At 74.6% G+C, this 17,546-nt stretch carries 17 protein-coding genes and 1 tRNA gene; 10 read left to right on the top strand and 8 right to left on the bottom strand.

Annotated elements, in window-relative coordinates; translation table 11 throughout:
* Positions 1–548: peptidoglycan-binding domain-containing protein (locus HCC30_RS18850; protein WP_169443761.1), on the top strand; the 548-nt coding region annotated here is incomplete at its 5' end.
* A gap of 49 nt (positions 549–597) precedes the next feature.
* Here HCC30_RS18850 and HCC30_RS18845 read toward each other — a convergent pair.
* Together HCC30_RS18845 and HCC30_RS18840 are read right to left on the bottom strand one after the other, a co-directional pair.
* Complete coding sequence (locus HCC30_RS18845) at positions 598–1,182, bottom strand: TMEM165/GDT1 family protein (protein ID WP_169443760.1); 585 nt, start codon at positions 1,180–1,182, stop codon at positions 598–600.
* Positions 1,183–1,397: 215 nt separating this feature from the next.
* Entirely contained in the window at positions 1,398–2,189 is a 792-nt protein-coding gene (locus HCC30_RS18840) for an ABC transporter permease (protein WP_346776685.1), read from the bottom strand.
* A gap of 275 nt (positions 2,190–2,464) precedes the next feature.
* Between HCC30_RS18840 and HCC30_RS18835 the strand changes: the two genes are divergently transcribed.
* The 4 genes from HCC30_RS18835 (at position 2,465) to HCC30_RS18820 (ending at position 7,718) form a co-directional block, all read left to right on the top strand.
* Positions 2,465–3,130 carry an HNH endonuclease family protein gene (locus HCC30_RS18835; protein WP_169443759.1) on the top strand — a complete coding sequence of 222 codons (666 nt, stop codon included), beginning with the start codon at positions 2,465–2,467 and terminating at the stop codon, positions 3,128–3,130.
* Positions 3,131–3,288: 158 nt separating this feature from the next.
* On the top strand, positions 3,289–5,055 hold the full coding sequence (locus HCC30_RS18830) for an alkaline phosphatase D family protein (RefSeq protein WP_169443758.1): 1,767 nt from the start codon (positions 3,289–3,291) through the stop codon (positions 5,053–5,055).
* A gap of 79 nt (positions 5,056–5,134) precedes the next feature.
* A complete protein-coding gene (locus tag HCC30_RS18825; protein WP_169443757.1) occupies positions 5,135–7,168 on the top strand; it encodes an FAD/NAD(P)-binding protein in 2,034 nt (677 codons plus the stop codon).
* Between the two features lie 46 nt (positions 7,169–7,214).
* The gene (locus HCC30_RS18820; RefSeq protein ID WP_169443756.1) at positions 7,215–7,718 is read left to right on the top strand and encodes a DoxX family protein; all 504 of its coding nucleotides are present in this window, start codon (positions 7,215–7,217) and stop codon (positions 7,716–7,718) included.
* Positions 7,719–7,779: 61 nt separating this feature from the next.
* Here HCC30_RS18820 and HCC30_RS18815 read toward each other — a convergent pair whose 3' ends face one another.
* The gene (locus HCC30_RS18815; protein ID WP_169443755.1) at positions 7,780–8,472 is read right to left on the bottom strand and encodes a superoxide dismutase family protein; all 693 of its coding nucleotides are present in this window, start codon (positions 8,470–8,472) and stop codon (positions 7,780–7,782) included.
* Between the two features lie 334 nt (positions 8,473–8,806).
* Here HCC30_RS18815 and HCC30_RS18810 point away from each other — a divergent pair, with 334 nt between their 5' ends.
* Together HCC30_RS18810 and HCC30_RS18805 are read left to right on the top strand one after the other, a co-directional pair.
* Positions 8,807–9,538, top strand: coding sequence for a VTT domain-containing protein (locus tag HCC30_RS18810; RefSeq protein WP_169443754.1), 732 nt, complete (start codon positions 8,807–8,809; stop codon positions 9,536–9,538).
* 137 nt (positions 9,539–9,675) lie between these two features.
* The gene (locus HCC30_RS18805) at positions 9,676–9,894 is read left to right on the top strand and encodes a hypothetical protein (protein ID WP_169443753.1); all 219 of its coding nucleotides are present in this window, start codon (positions 9,676–9,678) and stop codon (positions 9,892–9,894) included.
* Between the two features lie 57 nt (positions 9,895–9,951).
* On the opposite strand, the gene HCC30_RS18800 is transcribed toward HCC30_RS18805, so the two are convergent.
* The 3 genes from HCC30_RS18800 to HCC30_RS18790 form a co-directional block, all read right to left on the bottom strand.
* Positions 9,952–10,518, bottom strand: coding sequence for a GNAT family N-acetyltransferase (locus tag HCC30_RS18800; protein ID WP_169443752.1), 567 nt, complete (start codon positions 10,516–10,518; stop codon positions 9,952–9,954).
* An 86-nt stretch (positions 10,519–10,604) separates the two neighbouring features.
* Complete coding sequence (locus HCC30_RS18795) at positions 10,605–11,579, bottom strand: urea transporter (RefSeq protein WP_169443751.1); 975 nt, start codon at positions 11,577–11,579, stop codon at positions 10,605–10,607.
* Between the two features lie 136 nt (positions 11,580–11,715).
* Positions 11,716–11,787, bottom strand: a tRNA-Val gene (locus tag HCC30_RS18790).
* Positions 11,788–11,955: 168 nt separating this feature from the next.
* On the opposite strand from HCC30_RS18790, the gene HCC30_RS18785 reads away from it, so the two are divergent.
* From HCC30_RS18785 to HCC30_RS18775, 3 genes are all read left to right on the top strand, one after another.
* The gene (locus HCC30_RS18785) at positions 11,956–13,218 is read left to right on the top strand and encodes a hypothetical protein (RefSeq protein ID WP_206324029.1); all 1,263 of its coding nucleotides are present in this window, start codon (positions 11,956–11,958) and stop codon (positions 13,216–13,218) included.
* Positions 13,219–13,294: 76 nt separating this feature from the next.
* Complete coding sequence (locus tag HCC30_RS18780; protein WP_169443749.1) at positions 13,295–13,501, top strand: zinc ribbon domain-containing protein; 207 nt, start codon at positions 13,295–13,297, stop codon at positions 13,499–13,501.
* A 60-nt stretch (positions 13,502–13,561) separates the two neighbouring features.
* Positions 13,562–14,185, top strand: a complete 624-nt coding sequence (locus HCC30_RS18775; protein ID WP_169443748.1) for a DUF4383 domain-containing protein — start codon at positions 13,562–13,564, stop codon at positions 14,183–14,185.
* Here HCC30_RS18775 and HCC30_RS18770 read toward each other — a convergent pair.
* Complete coding sequence (locus tag HCC30_RS18770) at positions 14,172–15,017, bottom strand: HAD family hydrolase (RefSeq protein ID WP_169443747.1); 846 nt, start codon at positions 15,015–15,017, stop codon at positions 14,172–14,174. The two genes, HCC30_RS18775 and HCC30_RS18770, sit on opposite strands and share 14 nt — an antisense overlap.
* Positions 15,014–17,476, bottom strand: coding sequence for a phosphoribosyltransferase (locus tag HCC30_RS18765; RefSeq protein WP_240979693.1), 2,463 nt, complete (start codon positions 17,474–17,476; stop codon positions 15,014–15,016). The genes HCC30_RS18770 and HCC30_RS18765 overlap by 4 nt, the downstream gene beginning before the upstream one ends.
* Positions 17,477–17,546: the final 70 nt, after the last annotated feature.

Raw genomic sequence — 17,546 nt, 5'->3', positions numbered from 1 at the left:
GCGGCGCCCTGGCGGCGGCCGGAATCCTCGCGCCGCCGGGCGCCGGGGCGCCCGAGGCGAGACGGCTCCCCAGCGCGGCGCCCGGCACGCCCCTCGCCCCGCCCGAGCGGGCGGACCCCGCGCACAGCCGCCCGCCCGGCTCGGTGACGGGCCGGTACGGCGGGCCCGAGGGCCGGCACCCGGCGGCCGCGGCGGCCCGGCCGACCGGCGTTCCCGCGCGCACGCCCGGAACGGGACCGTCCCGCCCGGCGGCCGTCCCGCGTACCGGCGAGAGCCCCGGAAACCGGGAGGCCCGCCCCCGCCCCGCGCCCTCCCGGACGCTGCTCAGCGCGGGCTCACAGGGCGCGGACGTCACGGACCTCCAGCGGCGGCTGAACCGGGTGCTGCGGCGCACGATCGCCGCCGACGGGCTCTTCGACGCCGAGACCCGGCGCGCGGTCGCCCGCTACCAGCGCGCCCACGGGATCACCCGGGACGGCGACGGCATCTACGGCGAGGCCACCCGGCGCGCCCTGGAGGCGGCCACAGCGGCCAGGGCGGCACGCTGATCCGGCCGGCCGCCACGCACCGCACGGGAGCGCCGGGCCGGCCTCACGCTCACGGTGCGACGGCCTCGTACAGGCTGAATCCCGCGAGGGCGATCATGAGTCCTGCCGCGACCTTGGTGATCAGCTTGAGCGGGACGAACTTCATGAGCGTCCGCCCGCCGACGATGCCGAGTCCGGCGACCGCCCAGAGCGCCAGCACGGCGCCGAGGCCCACGGAGAGCGGGTCGTCGTAGCGGGCGGCGAGGTTCGCGGTCATGATCTGCGTCAGGTCGCCGAACTCCGCGACCAGGATGAGCATGAAGCCGCTTCCGGCCACCTTCCAGAACGACTGGTCGGCGGGCGAGGCGACCTCCTCGTCGTCCCCGTCGTCCTTCTTGAACAGCAGCACGGCGGCGCCGATCAGGAACATGACGCCGACGATGCCCTGGACGAGCCGGTGCGGCAGGAGGGTCAGCACGCTGCCGGCGGCGACGGCGAGCGCGACGTGCACGACGAACGCGGCGGCCACCCCGGCGAAGACGTAGCTCGCGCGGTAGCGGGTGCCGAGCATGAGCCCGGCCAGTGCGGTCTTGTCGGGCAGTTCGGCGAGGAAGACCACGCCGAAGACGACGGCGAGGACGGTGATGCTGATCACGAAGGTCCCTCATCGGGTCGGGCTGCCGCACCGTCGCTGGACACACTTCGGCACGGCAGCGTCGTAAACATACGGACACTGCGGCCGAAGGTCTCGCTGGCGGTGCTCGGAGGACGGCGGGCGGCCGCCCGCGGCGGTCCGTGCCTGTCCGGTGAGCCTCGCTCCGGGCGCCGGGGCAGTCGCGCTGCCCAGTGTGTCGACGGTCCGGCGAAGAGCTACTCCCCTTCTGACTCGGTCGACTCTACGCGATGCAGCAGACCCCGGGCGACGAGTTCGAGCACCACTGCGACCGAGGTCACCTGCACCGCCATCAGCGCCACCAGCACGAACAGCTGCACCGCCCCGGCCAGCAGCGGGGAGGCCCCGCCGAGCAGCATCCCGACGAACGCGCCGGGCAGCGTGACGAGCCCGACGGTCCGCGTCTGGTCCAGGCCGGGCACCAGGGCGCCGGCCGCCGCCGTCCTGGCGACCTCCAGCCGCGCCTCCCGGGGCAGGAGCCCCAGCGCCATGCCGGCCTCCACCTCACCGTTCCGCACCGTCAGCTCCTCCAGCGCGCGCCGCCCGGCCAGCACGGTCGCGGTGAGCGCGCCCCCGGTGAGGATTCCGGCGACGGGGATGAGCGCGACCCCGCGCAGCGGCACCAGCCCGGTGAGCAGCAGCAGGCTCACGACGGGGACGACGGCGGCGGTCACCGGGAGCGCGGCCCACCACCAGGTGCGGTTGGCGGTGATGCGCCGTCCGGCCGTCCTGACCGCGACGGCGAGCATCAGCAGGACGAACGCCAGCAGCGTCGGCAGCGCGCCCGTCACCCAGCCGATCACGAAGGAGACGGCGGCGAGTTGGAGGGCCGCACGCAGTCCGGCGGTGAGCATCGCCCGCGCGTAGGGGCGTCCGTCGTCCTGGGTCAGACGGGCGAACGAGGCGAGTGTGACGGCCACGAGCAACAGCGCCACCAGGACGGCCCCGAGGACCGGAGTGACGGGCAGGAGGGAGTCAGCGGCCAACACCGGGGTTGACCCTATAGGGGGTCAGGAGGCATGCGGGTGAGGCGGGTTGGGGATTCTTTGCTGTGTCCGCCTCGCGGGGTCCCGCGGCGGACACAGCACGTCGGACGCCGCGTGACGGACCGGCGGGGCGACCGGAATCAGCTGACGGAGCACCAGAGGCTTGAAGTGACGTGCACATGTCGCCACCCTGTTACCTGCCCACCGCCGGAGCGAAACCCGGCACGGGCAGCATGAGACACCACCTCTCAACATCCCCCCACACCAAGGGAGTTCGTATGCCGCGCATACGCCAGAGGCTCTACGCGCGTCGACGCAGGTCGGCCGTCTTCACCGCATTCGCCGCGCTCTGCGCCGGCCTCCTGCTGTTCGTCACCGGCGGCTCGGCCCAGGCCGAACCGCCCGCCCCGCCGAGCGCCGAAGAGGCGACGAAGATGCTCGACGGGCTGACCGAGAAGGAGGAGGGCTCCTCCGACGGCTACGACCGCGACAAGTTCCCGCACTGGATCGACCAGGGCGACGGCTGCAACACCCGCGAGGCCGTCCTCAAGCGGGACGGCGAGGGCGTCGAGACCGGCTCGGACTGCTACCCGACGAGCGGCACCTGGACCAGCCCCTACGACGGCGGGAAGTGGACGGAGCCGGGCGACGTGGACATCGACCACGTCGTGCCGCTCGCCGAGGCGTGGCGCTCCGGCGCCAGCGAGTGGACCCAGGACAAGCGCCAGGCGCTGGCCAACGACCTGGAGACCTCGCAGCTGCTGGCCGTCACCGACAACGTCAACCAGGAGAAGGGCGACAAGGACCCGGCCTCCTGGATGCCGTCGAAGACGGACTACCACTGCGAGTACGCGCGGATCTGGATCTGGGCGAAGGACGCGCACGGTCTGACCGTCGACGCGGACGAGAAGGCCGCGCTCACCAAGGCGCTCGGCACCTGCTGAACCGGTTTCCCCGCGCGGCCGTCCGTCCACCACGCGTAGTGGAGGGCCACTTCCCGTGGCCGGAAAACCGCTGCTCGTGACCGGAAAGCCGGGCCGGAAACTCGCCGGTCCCCTCCGTCGTTCCGTAGCGTGCGGGGCGACGGAGGAGGGACCTGCACATGACTGCGTTGCGCCTGGGGCCGCTGCTGCGGTACGTCGACGAGGACACGGCGACCGTCTGGGTCGAGACCGACGGGCCGGCCGAGGCGGAGGTGCGCTGCACGGAGGGCACCGCCGGCGGCAGCGCCCGTACCTGGCAGATCTGCGGACACCACTACGCGCTGATCACCGTCGTCGGCCTGGAGCCCGGCAGCGAGACGCCGTACGAGCTGCTGCTCGACGGCGAGCGGGTGTGGCCGCTGCCCGGCTCCCCCTTCCCCCCGAGCACCATCCGGACGCCCGTCCCCGACACCACGGACGTCACGCTCGCCTTCGGCTCCTGCCGCTGGGCCTCCCGCCCGGCGCACAGCTCGCACGACCCCGTCGGCCCCGACGCGCTCGACGCCCTCGCCCAGCAGGCCCTCGCGGGCGGCCCGCGCCCGGACGTCCTGCTGCTCCTGGGGGACCAGGTGTACGCAGACGAGACCTCGGAGAAGGTCCGCTCCCGGCTGGCCAGGCGCCGCGATCTGGCGGAGCCGCCGTGGGACCAGGTGGCCGACTTCGAGGAGTACACCGAGCTCTACGACGAGTCGTGGCTCGATCCGGAGGTCCGCTGGCTGCTCTCCACGGTGCCCAGCTGCATGATCTTCGACGATCACGACGTCATAGACGACTGGAACACCAGTGAGGCCTGGCAGCGCGACATCCGCGCCACCTCCTGGTGGCGGGACCGCATCCTCGGCGGGCTCAGCTCGTACTGGGTCTACCAGCACCTGGGCAACCTCTCCCCCGGCACCCTGGCCGAGGACCCGCTGTTCGCGGCGATACGCGAGGCGGAGGACGGCACCAAGCTGCTGTACGACTTCGTCGCCCGCGCCGAGGACGACCCGCGCACCGTCCGCTGGAGCTACCGCCGGGACTTCGGCAGGGTGCGGCTGCTGATGGCCGACACCCGGGGCGCGCGCCGGCTGGCCGAGCAGGAGCGCGGGATGCTCCGGGACAGCGAGATGGCGTGGCTGCGCGAACAGGCCCTGGACGGCGGCCGGGACGGCTTCGACCACCTGCTCATCGGCACCTCGCTGCCCTGGCTGCTCCCGCCCGCCATCCACGACGCGGAGACGTGGAACGCGGCACTGTGCGCGGGCGCGCGGGGCGACCGCCTCGCGCGCCTGGGCGAACGCGTGCGCCGGGCCGCCGATCTGGAGCACTGGTCGGCGTTCCCGCGCTCCTTCCGCGAACTGTCCGCACTGGTCGAGGAGGTGGCCTCGGGCGACGCGGCGCCGGCGACGGTGTGCGTGCTCTCGGGGGACGTGCACCACGCGTACGTCGCCGAGCCGGAGTTCACCGGACGGGTCTCCTCCCGGGTGCTGCAACTGACCTGCTCCCCCATGCACAACAGCATTCCGGCCTTCATGCGCGCCGGGTTCCGGTTCGGCTGGAGCGGTGCGGGGCGCGTGCTGGGCACGTTGCTGGCCTGGCACGGCAGGACCGGCCGCCGTCCGTTCACCTGGCGCCGCACCGGTGGCCCGTGGTTCGGCAACCAGCTGATGACGCTGAGCCTCCGCGACCGCTCCGCGCACCTGGCCCTCGACCAGGCCAGGCCCTCCGAGGGGAGCGGCCCCGCCGAGGTCCGGGACGCCCTCCCGCCGAGCTCCGCCACCGGCAGCGCCTCGGGCGCCACGGCGCTCGCGCACCGCTCCCGGCTGCACCGGGTGCTGGACCGGACGCTGAGCTCCGGAACGGGCCCGCCCGCGGGGCCGGGTGAGCAATCCCACACCGGGGGCTGACGCTCGGAAACGGCGTTCCCGGGCGGCATGATGGGCGGCTCACGGCCTCGCGCGACACCTTCCCCGGGAGAGAGAAAACGTGGCACAGCACCACGCCATAGCCGTCGTCGGTTCCGGACCGCGCGGGGCGAGCCTGGTGGAGAGAGTCTGTGCCTCGGCTCCCCGACTGCTGCCCCCGGGCGACCGGTTGACCCTCCACGTCGTCGACCCCTCCCCGCCCGGCGCGGGGCGCGTGTGGCGTACGGGGCAGCCGGAGCGGCTGCTGATGAACACGGTGGCGTCCCAGGTCACCCTCTTCACCGACGACAGCGTCGAGATGGAGGGCCCCGTACGTCCGGGGCCGAGCCTGCACGAGTGGCACGAGCGGACGGCTTCCGGGGCGCTCGGGCCCGACGACTATCCGAGCCGGACGCTCTACGGCCGTTATCTGGAATGGGTGTTCGCCGAAACCGTCCGCACCGCGCCGCACGGGGTGACCGTCACGGTGCACCCGGCACGCGCGGTCCGCCTGGCCGACGAGACGGGCGCGGAGCACGCCCGCGCCGGCGCGCCCCTCCAGACCCTCGAACTCTCCGACGGCACCCGCCTGACCGGCCTCTCCGCCGTCCTCCTCGCCCAGGGCCACCTGCCCACCAAACCGGACGCCACCGAACGGCGGCTGGCCGCGTACGCGCGCGAGCGCGGGCTGCGTTACCTGCCGCCCGCCAACCCGGCGGACGTCACCGCCGCACTGGACGCGCTGGCCCCCGGCCGTCCCGTGCTGCTGCGCGGTCTGGGGCTCAACTTCTTCGACCACATGGCCCTGTTGACGACCGGACGCGGCGGCCGCTTCGTCCGCGAGGACGCGTCCGGGCTGCGGTACGTCCCCTCGGGCCGCGAGCCGCGGCTCCTCGCGGGTTCGCGGCGCGGCGTCCCGTACCACGCGCGCGGTGACAACGAGAAGGGCGCGCACGGGCGGCACACCCCGCTGCTGCTCACGCCCGAGGTGATCGCGGACTTCCGGCGGCGCGCCGGGGCCGGTGACCCGCCGGACTTCCTCCGTGACGTGTGGCCGCTGGTCGCGAAGGAGGTCGAAACCGTGCACTACGCGGCACGGTTGGCGGACCCGGAACAGCGCGCCGCCTTCCGCGCGCGCTTCCCGCGTACCGCGCACGGCGGCGCCGAAGAGGCTGCGGTGCTCGACGCGTTCGGCTTCGCGCGCACGGAGCGCTGGGACTGGGACGCGCTGGCGACGCCCTGCCGCCCGGCCCGGGGCGCGCACGGGGCCCCGGACGACGGGGAGTTCGCCTCCCCCGAGGCGTTCCGCGCGTGGCTGCTCGGGGTGCTGCGCCGGGACGTGGCGCAGGCGCGGTGCGGCAACGTCAGCAGTCCGGTGAAGGCGGCCCTCGACGTCCTGCGGGACCTGCGCAACGAACTGCGCGGGATAGTGGACCACGGCGGGCTGCGCGGCACTTCGCGCCGCGACCACCTGGACCGCTGGTACACGCCGCTCAACGCGTTCCTCTCCATCGGCCCGCCGCGCCGCCGCGTCGAGGAGATGGCCGCGCTGATGGAGGCGGGCGTCCTGGACGTCGTCGGGCCGCGGCTGGAGGTGGAGCCGGGCCCGGACGGGTTCACGGCGCACTCCCCGCTGGTGCCCGGATCGCGCGTCACGGCGCACGCGCTGATCGAGGCCCGGCTGCCGGAGCCCTCCCTCCGCCGCACCGCCGACCCGCTGCTCCGCGCGCTGCTGGAGTCCGGCGGCTGCCGCCCGCACACGGCCGACGGCTACGAGACGGACGGACTCGACGTCACCCCGCGCCCGTTCCACCTCGTCGACGCACAGGGGCGGGCCCACGCACGCCGGTTCGCGGTGGGGGTGCCGACGGAGGGCGTCCACTGGGTCACGGCCGCGGGCGCCCGTCCCGGCGTCAACTCCGTGACGCTGACCGACACGGACGCCGTGGCCCGCGCGGCGCTCCGCGCCTGCGTTCCCGGGAGTTCGGTGCGGGCGGGAACACCGGAGGGAGCGCGGACGGAGCGTCAACCGGCGCCGCGAGCGGGGCAGTCGGCGGCGGAGAGCGGGAAGGTGCAGACCGCAGCAAAGATTGAACTCACAAGTGTAGTGAGGTAATCCTTAACGTGCGGCGCTCTGGTCCCCCACTTCAGAAGGAGCACGCATGCCCGATGCGGTCAACTCCCCTGTCCCCGCAGCACCGTTCACCCGCGCCACCCAGCCGTACGCCCTGGCCGCGTACCGCGTCGTGATCGGCGGGCTCTTCGCCTGCCACGGCTTCTCCTCGCTCTTCGGCGTCCCCGGCAGCCCGCACGGAACGGCCCCCCAGCTCGTCTGGCCCGGCTGGTACGCGGCCGTCATCCAGCTCGTCTGCGGCGGTCTCGTACTGCTCGGACTCGGCACCCGCGGGGCCGCGTTCCTCGCCTCCGGCTCGATGGCGTACGCGTACTTCGTCGGGCACCAGTCCGAGGGGCTCTGGCCGCTGCAGAACGGCGGCGAGCCCGCCGCGCTCTTCTGCTGGGCCTTCTTCCTGCTGATCTTCACCGGCGCCGGCGCGCTCTCCGTCGACCGCCTCATCTCCCGCGGCCGCGGCGGTGAGGAGTACGGCGCCCCCGCCGACGGACGCCACCGCAGCCGCCCCCGCGACGGCCACCCCGTCCGCGCCTGAGGCACACGACGGCGGGCGGGGCGGGGGCCACTCGCCCCCACCCCGCCCGCCGGTCACCCGCTCACCTGCCGAACGGCACCGAGAAGCAGGCCAGCCGGTCCCCCGCGACGCCCGCCTCACCGTGCCCGGTGTGCGTGGCGTGCTCGTGGATCACCACGGAACGCGCCCCGCCCTTGCGGAAGTTCCAGTCGTTCCCGGACTTCGCCGAGGCGCGGCCCTTCGCGTCCGTCGACATGTCGAGCCAGACCTCGTTCCTGGGGTTCGCGTACGCGGGGTCCTTCGAGGGCTGCACCGGGTCCTTCCGGTTCTGGTAGTGCGGCCCCGAGGAGTCCGGCACGTCAGCGCAGGGCTTGGTGTGCACATGGGCGCCGAACGTACGGTTCGGCTCCAGGCCGCTCACCTTGACCGCCACCTTCGTCCGGCCGGCCTCGGAGCGCTGCGCGACGGCGATCCGCGCGCCCTCGGGAACGGCGCGGGTGTCGTACGTCACCGCGGGCGGGGTGGCGCCCGCGCCGGGGCGCGCGAACTTGCCGTGCGCCGTCAGCCAGAAGGTGTCGCCCTTCGTCCCGGAGCGCACGTCACCGCCCTCCCCCGCGTGCGCCGAGCCGGTCACGGGCGCGCCCGTGCCGCCGCCTCCCGGGCCCGCCGCGTGCGGGGACTGCGCCCCGGCCACGCCCGGGCCGACCGTCACCGTCGCGGCCGCCGCCATCGCCGCCACCGCGGCGGCCACCGCGGTCGCTTTCCCTGCTGCCATCTCGTCTCCTTCTCACGCTCCGGATGGTGCCGCGCCCGCCGCCTCGCGGAACCGGGCCTCCCTCCGGGACGGAGAGACGAAATCCGTGGCCCCGGTCACGACGGGTGGCTCACTCCGGACCCCGTCCCGGGGCACTGTCCGTCAACGACGCCGGCCGGTGCCTCGGCACGGGCCGGGCGGGCGTCAGCGGTGCATCCGTATCGCGTAAGCCCCTGAGACCGACACCACCCGCGCCCGGCGCGTCCGGGTGAGCACCCCGGGCGTACGCTGTACGGCGGCAAGTGGCGCTGAAGCGCCGCGCAGGATCTCGGGGGCGTGGAGGAACGGGGTCGACGTGCTCGAAACCCTCGGGACGGTGACAGGGTCCCCGTGGATCTTCGGCATCATCGCCGCGTCCGTCGTCCTCGACGTCTTCCTCCCGCTGCTGCCCAGCGGCGTCCTCGTCATCACCGCCGCGACCGCCGTGGCCGGGACCACGGCGGCGGACGCGGCCGACCTCCCGTCCCGCGCCGGACGCGCGGCCGAGGCCCACCATCTCGCCGGCCCCGTCGGCATGCTCGCGCTCGTGCTGTGCGCCACGGCCGCCTCCGTCCTCGGTGACGTCGTCGCCTACCGGCTGGCCCGGCGCGGCGGCGACCGCTTCGGCCGCGCCATCTCCCGCTCCCGCAGGCTGAGTACGGCCCAGCAGCGCCTCGGCCAGGCGCTCACGCGCGGCGGCGGCGTGCTCGTCGTCCTGGCCCGCTTCGCTCCGGCCGGACGGTCCGTCGTCAGCCTCATGGCGGGGACGGCGCACCGGCGCGCGAAGGAGTTCGTGCCGTGGTCCGCGCTCGCGGGCCTGGCCTGGGCGGCGTACAGCGTGAGCCTGGGCTACTTCGGCAGCCGCTGGCTCGGCGCCTCCTGGCTCGGGACGGCCGTCTCGGTGCTCGCCCTCGTCGTCGCCGGTTCGGTGGCCGCGTACTTCCTGCGCCGGACGCCGGCGCCGGAGCCCGCCGGCCTCACGGACGCGCCCGAGAGCGTCCCGCCCGTCGTCCCCGCCGAGCTGCCCGCGCCGCGTCCCGCGCCCTGACGCCCGCTCCGGGAGTCGGACAAGGTGGCCCGATCGGGCTGTTTTCGCCCGGTTCGCCGTCCGTCGCGTGCCCCTCGGGGGCCGGTTCCGGTTTGCCGTGTGCCGTCATCCGCACACGACACCCCGCGAGGTACCCCATGCGCGCCACCGCCGGAACCCTGCTCGTCGGAGCAGCCGCCTGCCTGACCGCCGTCGTCGCCAACCCCGCACACGCCGACGGGGACAGCAGCGCGATCCTCAAGGACGACCGGATCACCGCCCCCGACGCCGACGCGCTCCACGAGACGGGACAGGGCGTCGGCTACTTCCTCAAGGCACTCTCCAGCACGGCGGCGGCCGCCCAGCAGTCCGAGTGACCCACGGCCCCAAGTGACGCCTGCCGTACCGCCGTCGGCCGTTCCGGCGGCGGGCGGTCAGCGGCCGGACGGTGCGGTGCCGAGGCGCCGTTCCGGATGGAGCACCAGTTCCGCGGGGCGCTGCGCCAGCCAGCCGGACCGCCGGTGCGCGGGCGCCTCCGTCCGTACGTGGCGGAAGCCCTGCCCCAGGTAGTACTCCTGCAGCGCGGTGTTGGACCGCCAGCAGTCGAGACGCACCCAGCCGAGGCCCGCGCGGCGAGCGGCCAGTCCCGCCCAGTCGAGGACCCGCCCGCCCAGCCCGGCACCGGCGAACGCGCGGGCGGTGATCAGCTTGGCGACGTACACCGCGTCCCCCGGCCGGTCGTCCTCGCACCAGAAGTCCGGGTCGGCCGGCGCGAGCGTCACCGTCGCGGCGACGGCGCCCGCCCCGTCCCGCACCAGCCAGGTACGCCCCTGCTCCACGTCGGCGCGCCACTTGGCCAGCGCGCGGTCGCGGAAGCCCGGCGCGCGCCACTGGTCGATCCCCGCGCTCGCCAGCCACGCCTCCGCCTCGGCCCGCAGCGCCAGCAGCGCGTCCATGTCGGCCGCGGTGGCCCGGCCGGCGACGTGGCACCCGTCCGCCATGTCCGTCCTCCTCACTGCACCGCCCGTCGCGGCTCCCTACGGAACTGTGCACGCGAAGGGCGCCCGGAACTCGGCGCCCCGGCGCGTCACTTCCGGCGCAGCCGGGGAAAGCCGGGGACGGCGGCCAGGAAGAAGAGGGTGGTGAGGATGTAGGGCCAGGTGAGGGTGTGGCCGCCGAACGGGGCGAAGAACGAGGTGACGGCGACGGTCAGCACCGTGGAGGCCGCGGCGCCGACGACGGCGTAGCCGAGGCTCCACGGCCCGCGCTCCAGGAAGACGGCGCCCAGCGCCATGGCGACCAGGACGGCGTTGTAGCCCAGCAGGCCGTGCGCGACCCCGTCGGCCGGAGCTCCGAGCGCCCAGGCCGTGACGACGCCGACGACGCTGCCGAGGCAGGCCGTCAGCCCGACGTAGACGTCCGCGACGAACAGCCCGAGGAGGAACAGCAGCCCCACGTACCACTGCGGCATGAGGAAGATCTGCCCGACGTTGGCGAGCAGCGCGTGCGCCAGCCCCGACCAGTCGAGCGCGGAGGAGCCCGAGGCGGTACGCGGCAGCGCGGCGAGCGCCGAACCGCCGTGCCATATCCGCTGGAAGCCGGGCGCCGCGATGGTGACGACGCTGGCGACGAGGCAGAACGGCAGCGTGAACGTCGGCATCGCCCAGGGCCGCAGCAGGTGCACCAGCGCACCGGTGACCACGGCCGCGCCGAGGGCGCCCGCGACGGCGAGCAGCCAGGTGGAGGCGTGGCCGGGCCCGAGGAAGGACGCGAACGCCACCGCGACGAGGCACCCGTTGAACCCTTCGAGCCCCGCGCCGATCCGCTCCCGGTCGACGCCGAGCGCGTACGCGGCCGCGGTGCCGACGGCGGTGCCGAGCAGCCCGTACAGGCCGTACTGCCAGCCCGCGGCGAACAGCGCGGCGACGAAGAAGAGCCCGCAGGCCGCGTTCGGCATGAAGTCCACCTGCGCGACACCGCGCAGGAGTTCATAGCCGAACCGCACCGGTTGCCGCCGCGCGACGGCGGGCTCGGGCAGGTCCCACGAGATGACACGACTCATGCTTGTAACGTACACATTTCCCCGCGGACCCCAGGCGCCGGGGCCGGACGGGACCCGCACCCCCACACACGACGGGAGCCCCGCGAAGAATCTTCGCGGGGCTCCCGTTCCCACTGCTCACAGCAGCGGCGTCCGATGGGCACAACTGGGATCGAACCAGTGACATCTTCCTTGTAAGGGAAGCGCTCTACCGCTGAGCTATGCGCCCCCGTGGCGGACGAGGTCACAGACTACCCTGCCGTGCCATGGGAAGCCCAAACGGTTGCGGGTTCGTGAGGGTGTGAACGATCCGGCCCGTGTGTTCGTTGTGTCCGGGTGGGAGAATGACCTCCGATCCACAACTGGCCGCGGCACACGGGAGAGGTTCGTGACGGCGATGAACGGCGGCGGGACCCGCCGCTGGGGCTGGGGCGGTGGCCGCGCCGAGAACCGCAGGGCCGAGGCCCAGGCCGCCAAGGACGCCGCGGCCGCCGCGTTCTACGAGCTGGACACCGCACAGCGTGACCTGCGGATATCCATCGAGACCCTGAGCGCCGTCGACGATTCCCCGGCCGCCGCCAAGGCCGTCGCCGACTTCGCGGCCTTCGGCTCGCGGATCGACGAGGCCAGCCACGCGTACATCACCGTCGTCGACGCCCACGACCTCGACCGCGACGGCCTGGACGCCGCCGCTGCCTCCCGCGCGCAGGCCGAGCTGAACCGCACCAAGCAGGACATGGAGCGGGTGAAGGCCGAGCTGGAGCGCTTCGGCGAGAGCCTCGGACCGCTGCTGACGCAGGCCGAGAACCAGCTGGCGCGCGTCGCGCCGGCCGTGGAGCGGGCCCGGCAGGAACTGCTGGGGGCGAGCAACGCGCTGGACGCGGCCCGGAGTTCGGGGCTGCGCGCCGACGATCTGGCGGCCCGGCTGGCGGCACTCTCGCCGGAGCTGACGAAGCTGAACGAGGGCGCCGCGCAGCACGGCGTCAAGGAGACGCTGCAGCGGGCCGACCGTGTGGTGCACGAGGCCGGTGCGGTGCGCAGCGAGGCCGGGCGGCTGCCGGAGCGCGCGGCGGAGACGGACAAGCGGCTGGCGTCGCTGCGTACGCGGGCGCAGGCGCTGCACACGCGCGCCGGTCAGGTGGAGCCGGTGCTGAGCGAACTGCGCCGCCGGTTCAGCGCGGCGTGCTGGCAGGACCTGCAGCGGGTGCCGGACGAGGCCGTGCGGTCGGTGCGGCAGGCCGAGGAGAAGCTGGACGAGGCGCGGAAGGCACGCGAGGAGCAGCAGTGGGCGCAGGCGACGTCGCTGCTGTCGACGGTGCGGGCGCTGCTCGACACCACCGACGAGGCGGTGAAGGCCGCGGGCGACCGGCTGCAACGGCTGAACGAGGTCTCCTTCGACCACAGCCAGGAGGTCGAGCGCACCCGGTTCGCCATCCGGGACGCGCAGCGGCTGGCGATGGCGGGGCGCAGCACCCCGAAGCCGGAGCACGCCCGTCCGCTGGACGACGCCGTGGCGCGGGTCGACCGCGCGGTCGACTCGCTCACGGGGCGCCACCCCGACTACTGGCACCTGCTCACCGAGCTGGACGCCGTACGCGAGACGGTGCAGCGGACGGTGGACCGCATCCGGCAGGACCGCGCGGCCGACACCGGCTCCTGACCGGGGAGTTCGCCGCCCGTTCCGGAGGCTCGCCCCGTGCGGAACGGGGGTGCGCTCGGGCGGCTAGGCTGCGGGCATGCCGCGATACGAGTACCGCTGCCGCGAATGCGGAACCGGCTTCGAGCTGAGCCGTCCGATGGCCGAGGCCAACGCCCCCGCCGACTGCCCCGAGGGGCACGGCGACACCGTGAAGCTGCTGTCGACGGTCGCCGTCGGCGGCGCCGCGGCGGCTCCCGCCGCGCCGGCCGGCGGCGGGTGCTGCGGGGGCGGCTGCTGCGGTTGAGGCCGCTCGCGCCGGGGCTGATCCTGGGCAGGACGGGGCCCCTGCCAAGGAGGGCTGATCATGGCTGCCACCGGCGCACTTCCTCCGTCCCGCGCACGTCACGCGCGGCCGCGGCCGCGCCGTACCCGCGCGGTGCTGGACGAGCACCTGCCCGTCGATCACCGGCTGAGCAAGGTCTACCGGGTCGGTGCGGGGCTGATGGGGCTGGTGCTGCTCGCGTTCGGTGTGCTCGGGCTCGTCGACCGGATCGGGTTCTTCGACACCCAGGGCGACACGGTGGCCGGGCTGAACACCAACGGGGCGCTGAGCGTTCTGTCCATCGTCGTCGGCGCGCTGCTCTTCCTCGGGATGCTGCGCGGCGGGAACTTCGCCTCCTCGCTGAACATCGTGCTGGCCATCGGCTTCCTGCTCAGCGGCTTCGTCAACCTGGCGCTGCTGGAGACGGGGCTCAACTTCCTGGCGTTCCGCATCCAGAACGTGCTGTTCAGCTTCGTCGTCGGCGTGCTGCTGCTGATCTTCGGGATGTACGGGCGGGTCGGCAGCGCCCTGCCGCACGACAACCCGTACTGGCGCAGCCGGCACCCGGAACAGGCCGAGCGGGAGCGGCGGGCCGCGCTCGCCGCCCGCCGGCACGACCGTGACCAGCAGCGCATCCTCGGCCGCGGCCGGATCAGGGAACCCTGACGGCGGCCGGCTCGGAACCGTCGACGGCCGCCGCGGCCAGCCGGAGGATGCGTTCGCCCGCCGCGACTCCGCGCTCGGCCAGCGCCGTGACGTGCGGTGCCGCCCAGCCGCTGTCGGCGAGTTCGCCGTGGCCCGGGCGCCAGCCGCTGTCGGCGGCGAGCAGCAGGTCGGCGTCGAGCAGCGAGTCGCCCGCGGCGCAGGTCGCGGGGGCGCCGACCCGGCGGGCGACCTCGGCGACGGCGGCGCTCTTGGTGAGCGGACGCGGGACGGCGTACAGCTTGCGGCCCTGGAGCGAGACCGTCCAGCCGCGCGGTTCCGCCCAGGCGGCCAGCTCGCGCACCCGGCCGGCGGGCAGCTTCTCGCGGTCGATGACGAGGTACGCGAACAGGTCCTCGGCGACGCGGTCCTTGAGTAGCCAGCCCTCCGCCTCGGCGTCGCGGCGCAGCCGGGCGCGTACCTCGTCGAGCGGGGCGCAGTCCGCGAGGCGGGCGCGTACCCGCGCGTGCCAGCCGGGGTCGGACTCGCCGTCGACGAGCAGGTGCCCGCCGTTGGCGCAGACCGCGTAGCGGGGCGGCGGGCCCGGCAGCCGGATGCGCCGGTACTGGGCGCGGGTGCGGGTGGTGGCGGGGACGAAGACGGTCCGCCGGGCCAGATCAGCCAGCAGCCGCGCGGCGGTCTCCGTCATGTACGACAGCGGCCTGCCCTCGTACACCTCGACGCAGAGCAGGCGCGGCGCCTCGGCGTCGGGGCCGGTGAGGTGCAGCGCGGCGGCGGAGTAGACGAGGGTGCGGTCGAGGTCGCTGGCGAAGACGCCGGGGGTGGTGCCGGTCATGCGACAGCCTTTCCGTCCGCGCCGGTGGCGCCCCTGGTGTAGCGGGGGTGGATGAGGCCGACGCAGCTGTACGGCAGGTCGTCGGTCTCCTCCACAGGTACTCCGCGCTGCTCACTCAGCAGTCGTACGTGGTCCAGGTCGCTGCCCGCTCCCCTGCGCGCGAGGATCTTCCACGGGACGCGGCGCAGCAGGACGCGGGTGGTCTCGCCGACCCCCGGTTTGACGAGGTTGACGTCGCCGATGCCGTACTCCTCACTGATCCGTTCGACGGCCCGCCAGCCCGCCCAGGTCGGCTCGCGGTCGGCGGCGCGCAGGGCGGCGGAATCGGCGGCGGCGGACGCGCGTACCTCCTCGAAGCGGGCGGCGACGGTGTCGACGAAGAGCCCGGAGACGTCGGACCCGGCGAGCTCGCGGTAGAACTTGCCGCCGTGGAAGTCGTCCGGGCCGACCAGCCCCTCCCGCAGGACGGTGCGCGAAATCAGCCCGGAGACGGTCGAGTTGAGGCAGGCGGAGGGGATGAGGAAGTCCTCGCGGGTGCCGTAGGTGCGCACGCAGCCGCCCGGGTCGGCGAGTACGGCGAGCTCCGGGTCGAAGCCCGGGTACGGGGCGAGGGCCTCGGCCAGCTCCCGGGTGATGGCGCCCTTGCCCGTCCAGCCGTCGACGAAGACGACGTCGGCCGGGTCGTGGTGGGCGGCGAGCCAGCGCAGCGCGGTGGTGTCGATGCCCCGGCCGCGCACGATCGAGACGGCGTAGTGCGGGAGCCGGAGCCCGTGCACCTGCTGGGCCCAGCGCCGCATGAGCACGCCGACGGGTGTGCCCGCGCGGGCCAGCGACACCAGCACGGGGCGGGGGCCGCGCTCGGCCAGCACCGTCTCGGTGACGGTGCCGACGGCGCGGGCGATGCGGGCCGCCGCGTCGTCGAGGGCGCTGTGGAAGAGCCGCTGGTACTCGGCGCTCGGCTGGTACTCGACGGGGAGCGACTCCGCGTAGTGCGCGCCGCCGTTCTGGATGGCCTCCTCCCGCTCCTCCGTCGGCGCCTCCAGCGTCACCTCCGAGACGTCCTGGAGCAGCCAGCCGACGTCCTCGGGCGCGTACGAGGAGAAGCGGGGGCCGCGGAGCGGCTCCGGGAGTCGGGACCCCGGACCGGCTTCCGCTTCCGGTTCCGGTTCCGGCGTGTAGGACGGGACGGTGGCGAGCAGCAGGGTGTCCGTGTGCGGGGCCAGGCGGGCCAGCAGGCCGCCGGGAGCGTGGAGTTCGGGGGTGTCGCCGGCCGAGTCGACCACGGCGACGACGGCGTCGAACCGGCGCGCCGCCTCGGCCCCGGGCGCGATGTTGTAGGCGTACCGGTCACCGGGGCCGTCGGCGGGCGCGTCGTGCGCGGGGAAGGTGAGCGCGGTGCGGATGGCGTACGCGGGGTCGTCGACGGCGAGCACCGGTGAGCGGGTGGTGGTCGAGAAGCGCACCTCGGCGCGGTCCCCGAGCTGCTCCTCCAGGGCGCAGCCCAGCCGCATGGGGACGTACATCAGCTCCTCGCTGCCGAGTACGAGCACGCGCGGCGCACGTCCCGCGCCCTCGGTGACTCCCCGCGCGGCCAGCGCCCCGGCCAGCTGGGCGGCCAGGTCCGGGAGCGCGGCCTCCAGCCGCTCGCGGTGCGCCGGGGTGAACCCGTGCCGGCCGCCGTCCGGAAGCCCCTCGGGCCAGCGCAGGCCGACCCGTACGGCCTCGGCCGGTGTGTCTCCCCCGGCCTCCGCTGCGGATTCCGCTTCCGCCACCAGCCGCCGTCCCCGCTCCAGTACGTCCCCGGGGAGCGTGACGCGTCCCGCCGCGAGGGAGACGACGTCGAGCCGGGCGCCGAGCTCCGCCGCGAAGGCGTCCAGGTCCGCGACGTCCCGGGCGGAGCGCATGTCGACCAGCGCGACCACGACGTAGTGCGCGCGCGGATGGCGCCGGTGGAGCGCGGCGATGGTGTTGCGCACCGTCCTGCCGGTGGAGAACTCGTCGTCGACGAGCACCAACGGGCCCTCGCCTCCCAGCAGTCCGGGGTCCTCGGGCAGCAGCAGGTGCGAGGTCGCGTGGCTGTGCTCCTCCTCGAACCCGCCGACGGGACGCGTGCCCGGCACGGGGCGCCGCGTCGAGTGCAGGTAGGGGACGCCCCCGATGCCGTCGGCGACGCTGTGCCCCAGCCCGGTCGCGGTCTCCGCGTACCCGAGCACCACCGCCCGCCGTGCCCGCGCCTCCCCGAGCAGGGCCCGCACCCGCGCGCCGAGCCCGTGGCCCGCGCCGTGCACGGTGCCGGGACGCTGCGGCACGTGCTTGCCGAGCACCTGGGACACCAGCAGGTGCGCGCGCCGGGGGTTGCGCCGGAGCGCGAGCCCCAGCAGATCCTTCAGCCCGTCACCGGCGAGTTCCACGCCCAGCCGTTCGGCGACCCAGTCGCCGGACCACACCGCATCGCTCATCTGTCGCTCGTCGTCCCCCGGGGCCGTGGCCCCGCCGTCGTTCACGTCTGTCCGCATCCGCCTGTGCCTG

This window comes from Streptomyces sp. HNM0574 (genome assembly GCF_012726235.1).
Lineage (GTDB): Bacteria > Actinomycetota > Actinomycetes > Streptomycetales > Streptomycetaceae > Streptomyces.
The sequence above is the reverse complement of the archived record's forward strand: the minus strand, read 5'-3'. Positions and strand labels throughout refer to the sequence as shown.

Excerpts from the sequence above, each read along its gene's own strand:
- HCC30_RS18835 (WP_169443759.1), top strand. The coding sequence starts at position 2,465 with ATGCCGCGCATACGCCAGAGGCTCTACGCGCGTCGACGCAGGTCGGCC.
- HCC30_RS18830 (WP_169443758.1), top strand. The coding sequence starts at position 3,289 with ATGACTGCGTTGCGCCTGGGGCCGCTGCTGCGGTACGTCGACGAGGAC.
- HCC30_RS18820 (WP_169443756.1), top strand. The coding sequence starts at position 7,215 with ATGCCCGATGCGGTCAACTCCCCTGTCCCCGCAGCACCGTTCACCCGC.
- HCC30_RS18815 (WP_169443755.1), bottom strand. The coding sequence starts at position 8,472 with ATGGCAGCAGGGAAAGCGACCGCGGTGGCCGCCGCGGTGGCGGCGATG.
- HCC30_RS18805 (WP_169443753.1), top strand. The coding sequence starts at position 9,676 with ATGCGCGCCACCGCCGGAACCCTGCTCGTCGGAGCAGCCGCCTGCCTG.
- HCC30_RS18800 (WP_169443752.1), bottom strand. The coding sequence starts at position 10,518 with ATGGCGGACGGGTGCCACGTCGCCGGCCGGGCCACCGCGGCCGACATG.
- HCC30_RS18795 (WP_169443751.1), bottom strand. The coding sequence starts at position 11,579 with ATGAGTCGTGTCATCTCGTGGGACCTGCCCGAGCCCGCCGTCGCGCGG.
- HCC30_RS18785 (WP_206324029.1), top strand. The coding sequence starts at position 11,956 with ATGAACGGCGGCGGGACCCGCCGCTGGGGCTGGGGCGGTGGCCGCGCC.
- HCC30_RS18780 (WP_169443749.1), top strand. The coding sequence starts at position 13,295 with ATGCCGCGATACGAGTACCGCTGCCGCGAATGCGGAACCGGCTTCGAG.
- HCC30_RS18775 (WP_169443748.1), top strand. The coding sequence starts at position 13,562 with ATGGCTGCCACCGGCGCACTTCCTCCGTCCCGCGCACGTCACGCGCGG.
- HCC30_RS18770 (WP_169443747.1), bottom strand. The coding sequence starts at position 15,017 with ATGACCGGCACCACCCCCGGCGTCTTCGCCAGCGACCTCGACCGCACC.
- HCC30_RS18765 (WP_240979693.1), bottom strand. The coding sequence starts at position 17,476 with ATGAGCGATGCGGTGTGGTCCGGCGACTGGGTCGCCGAACGGCTGGGC.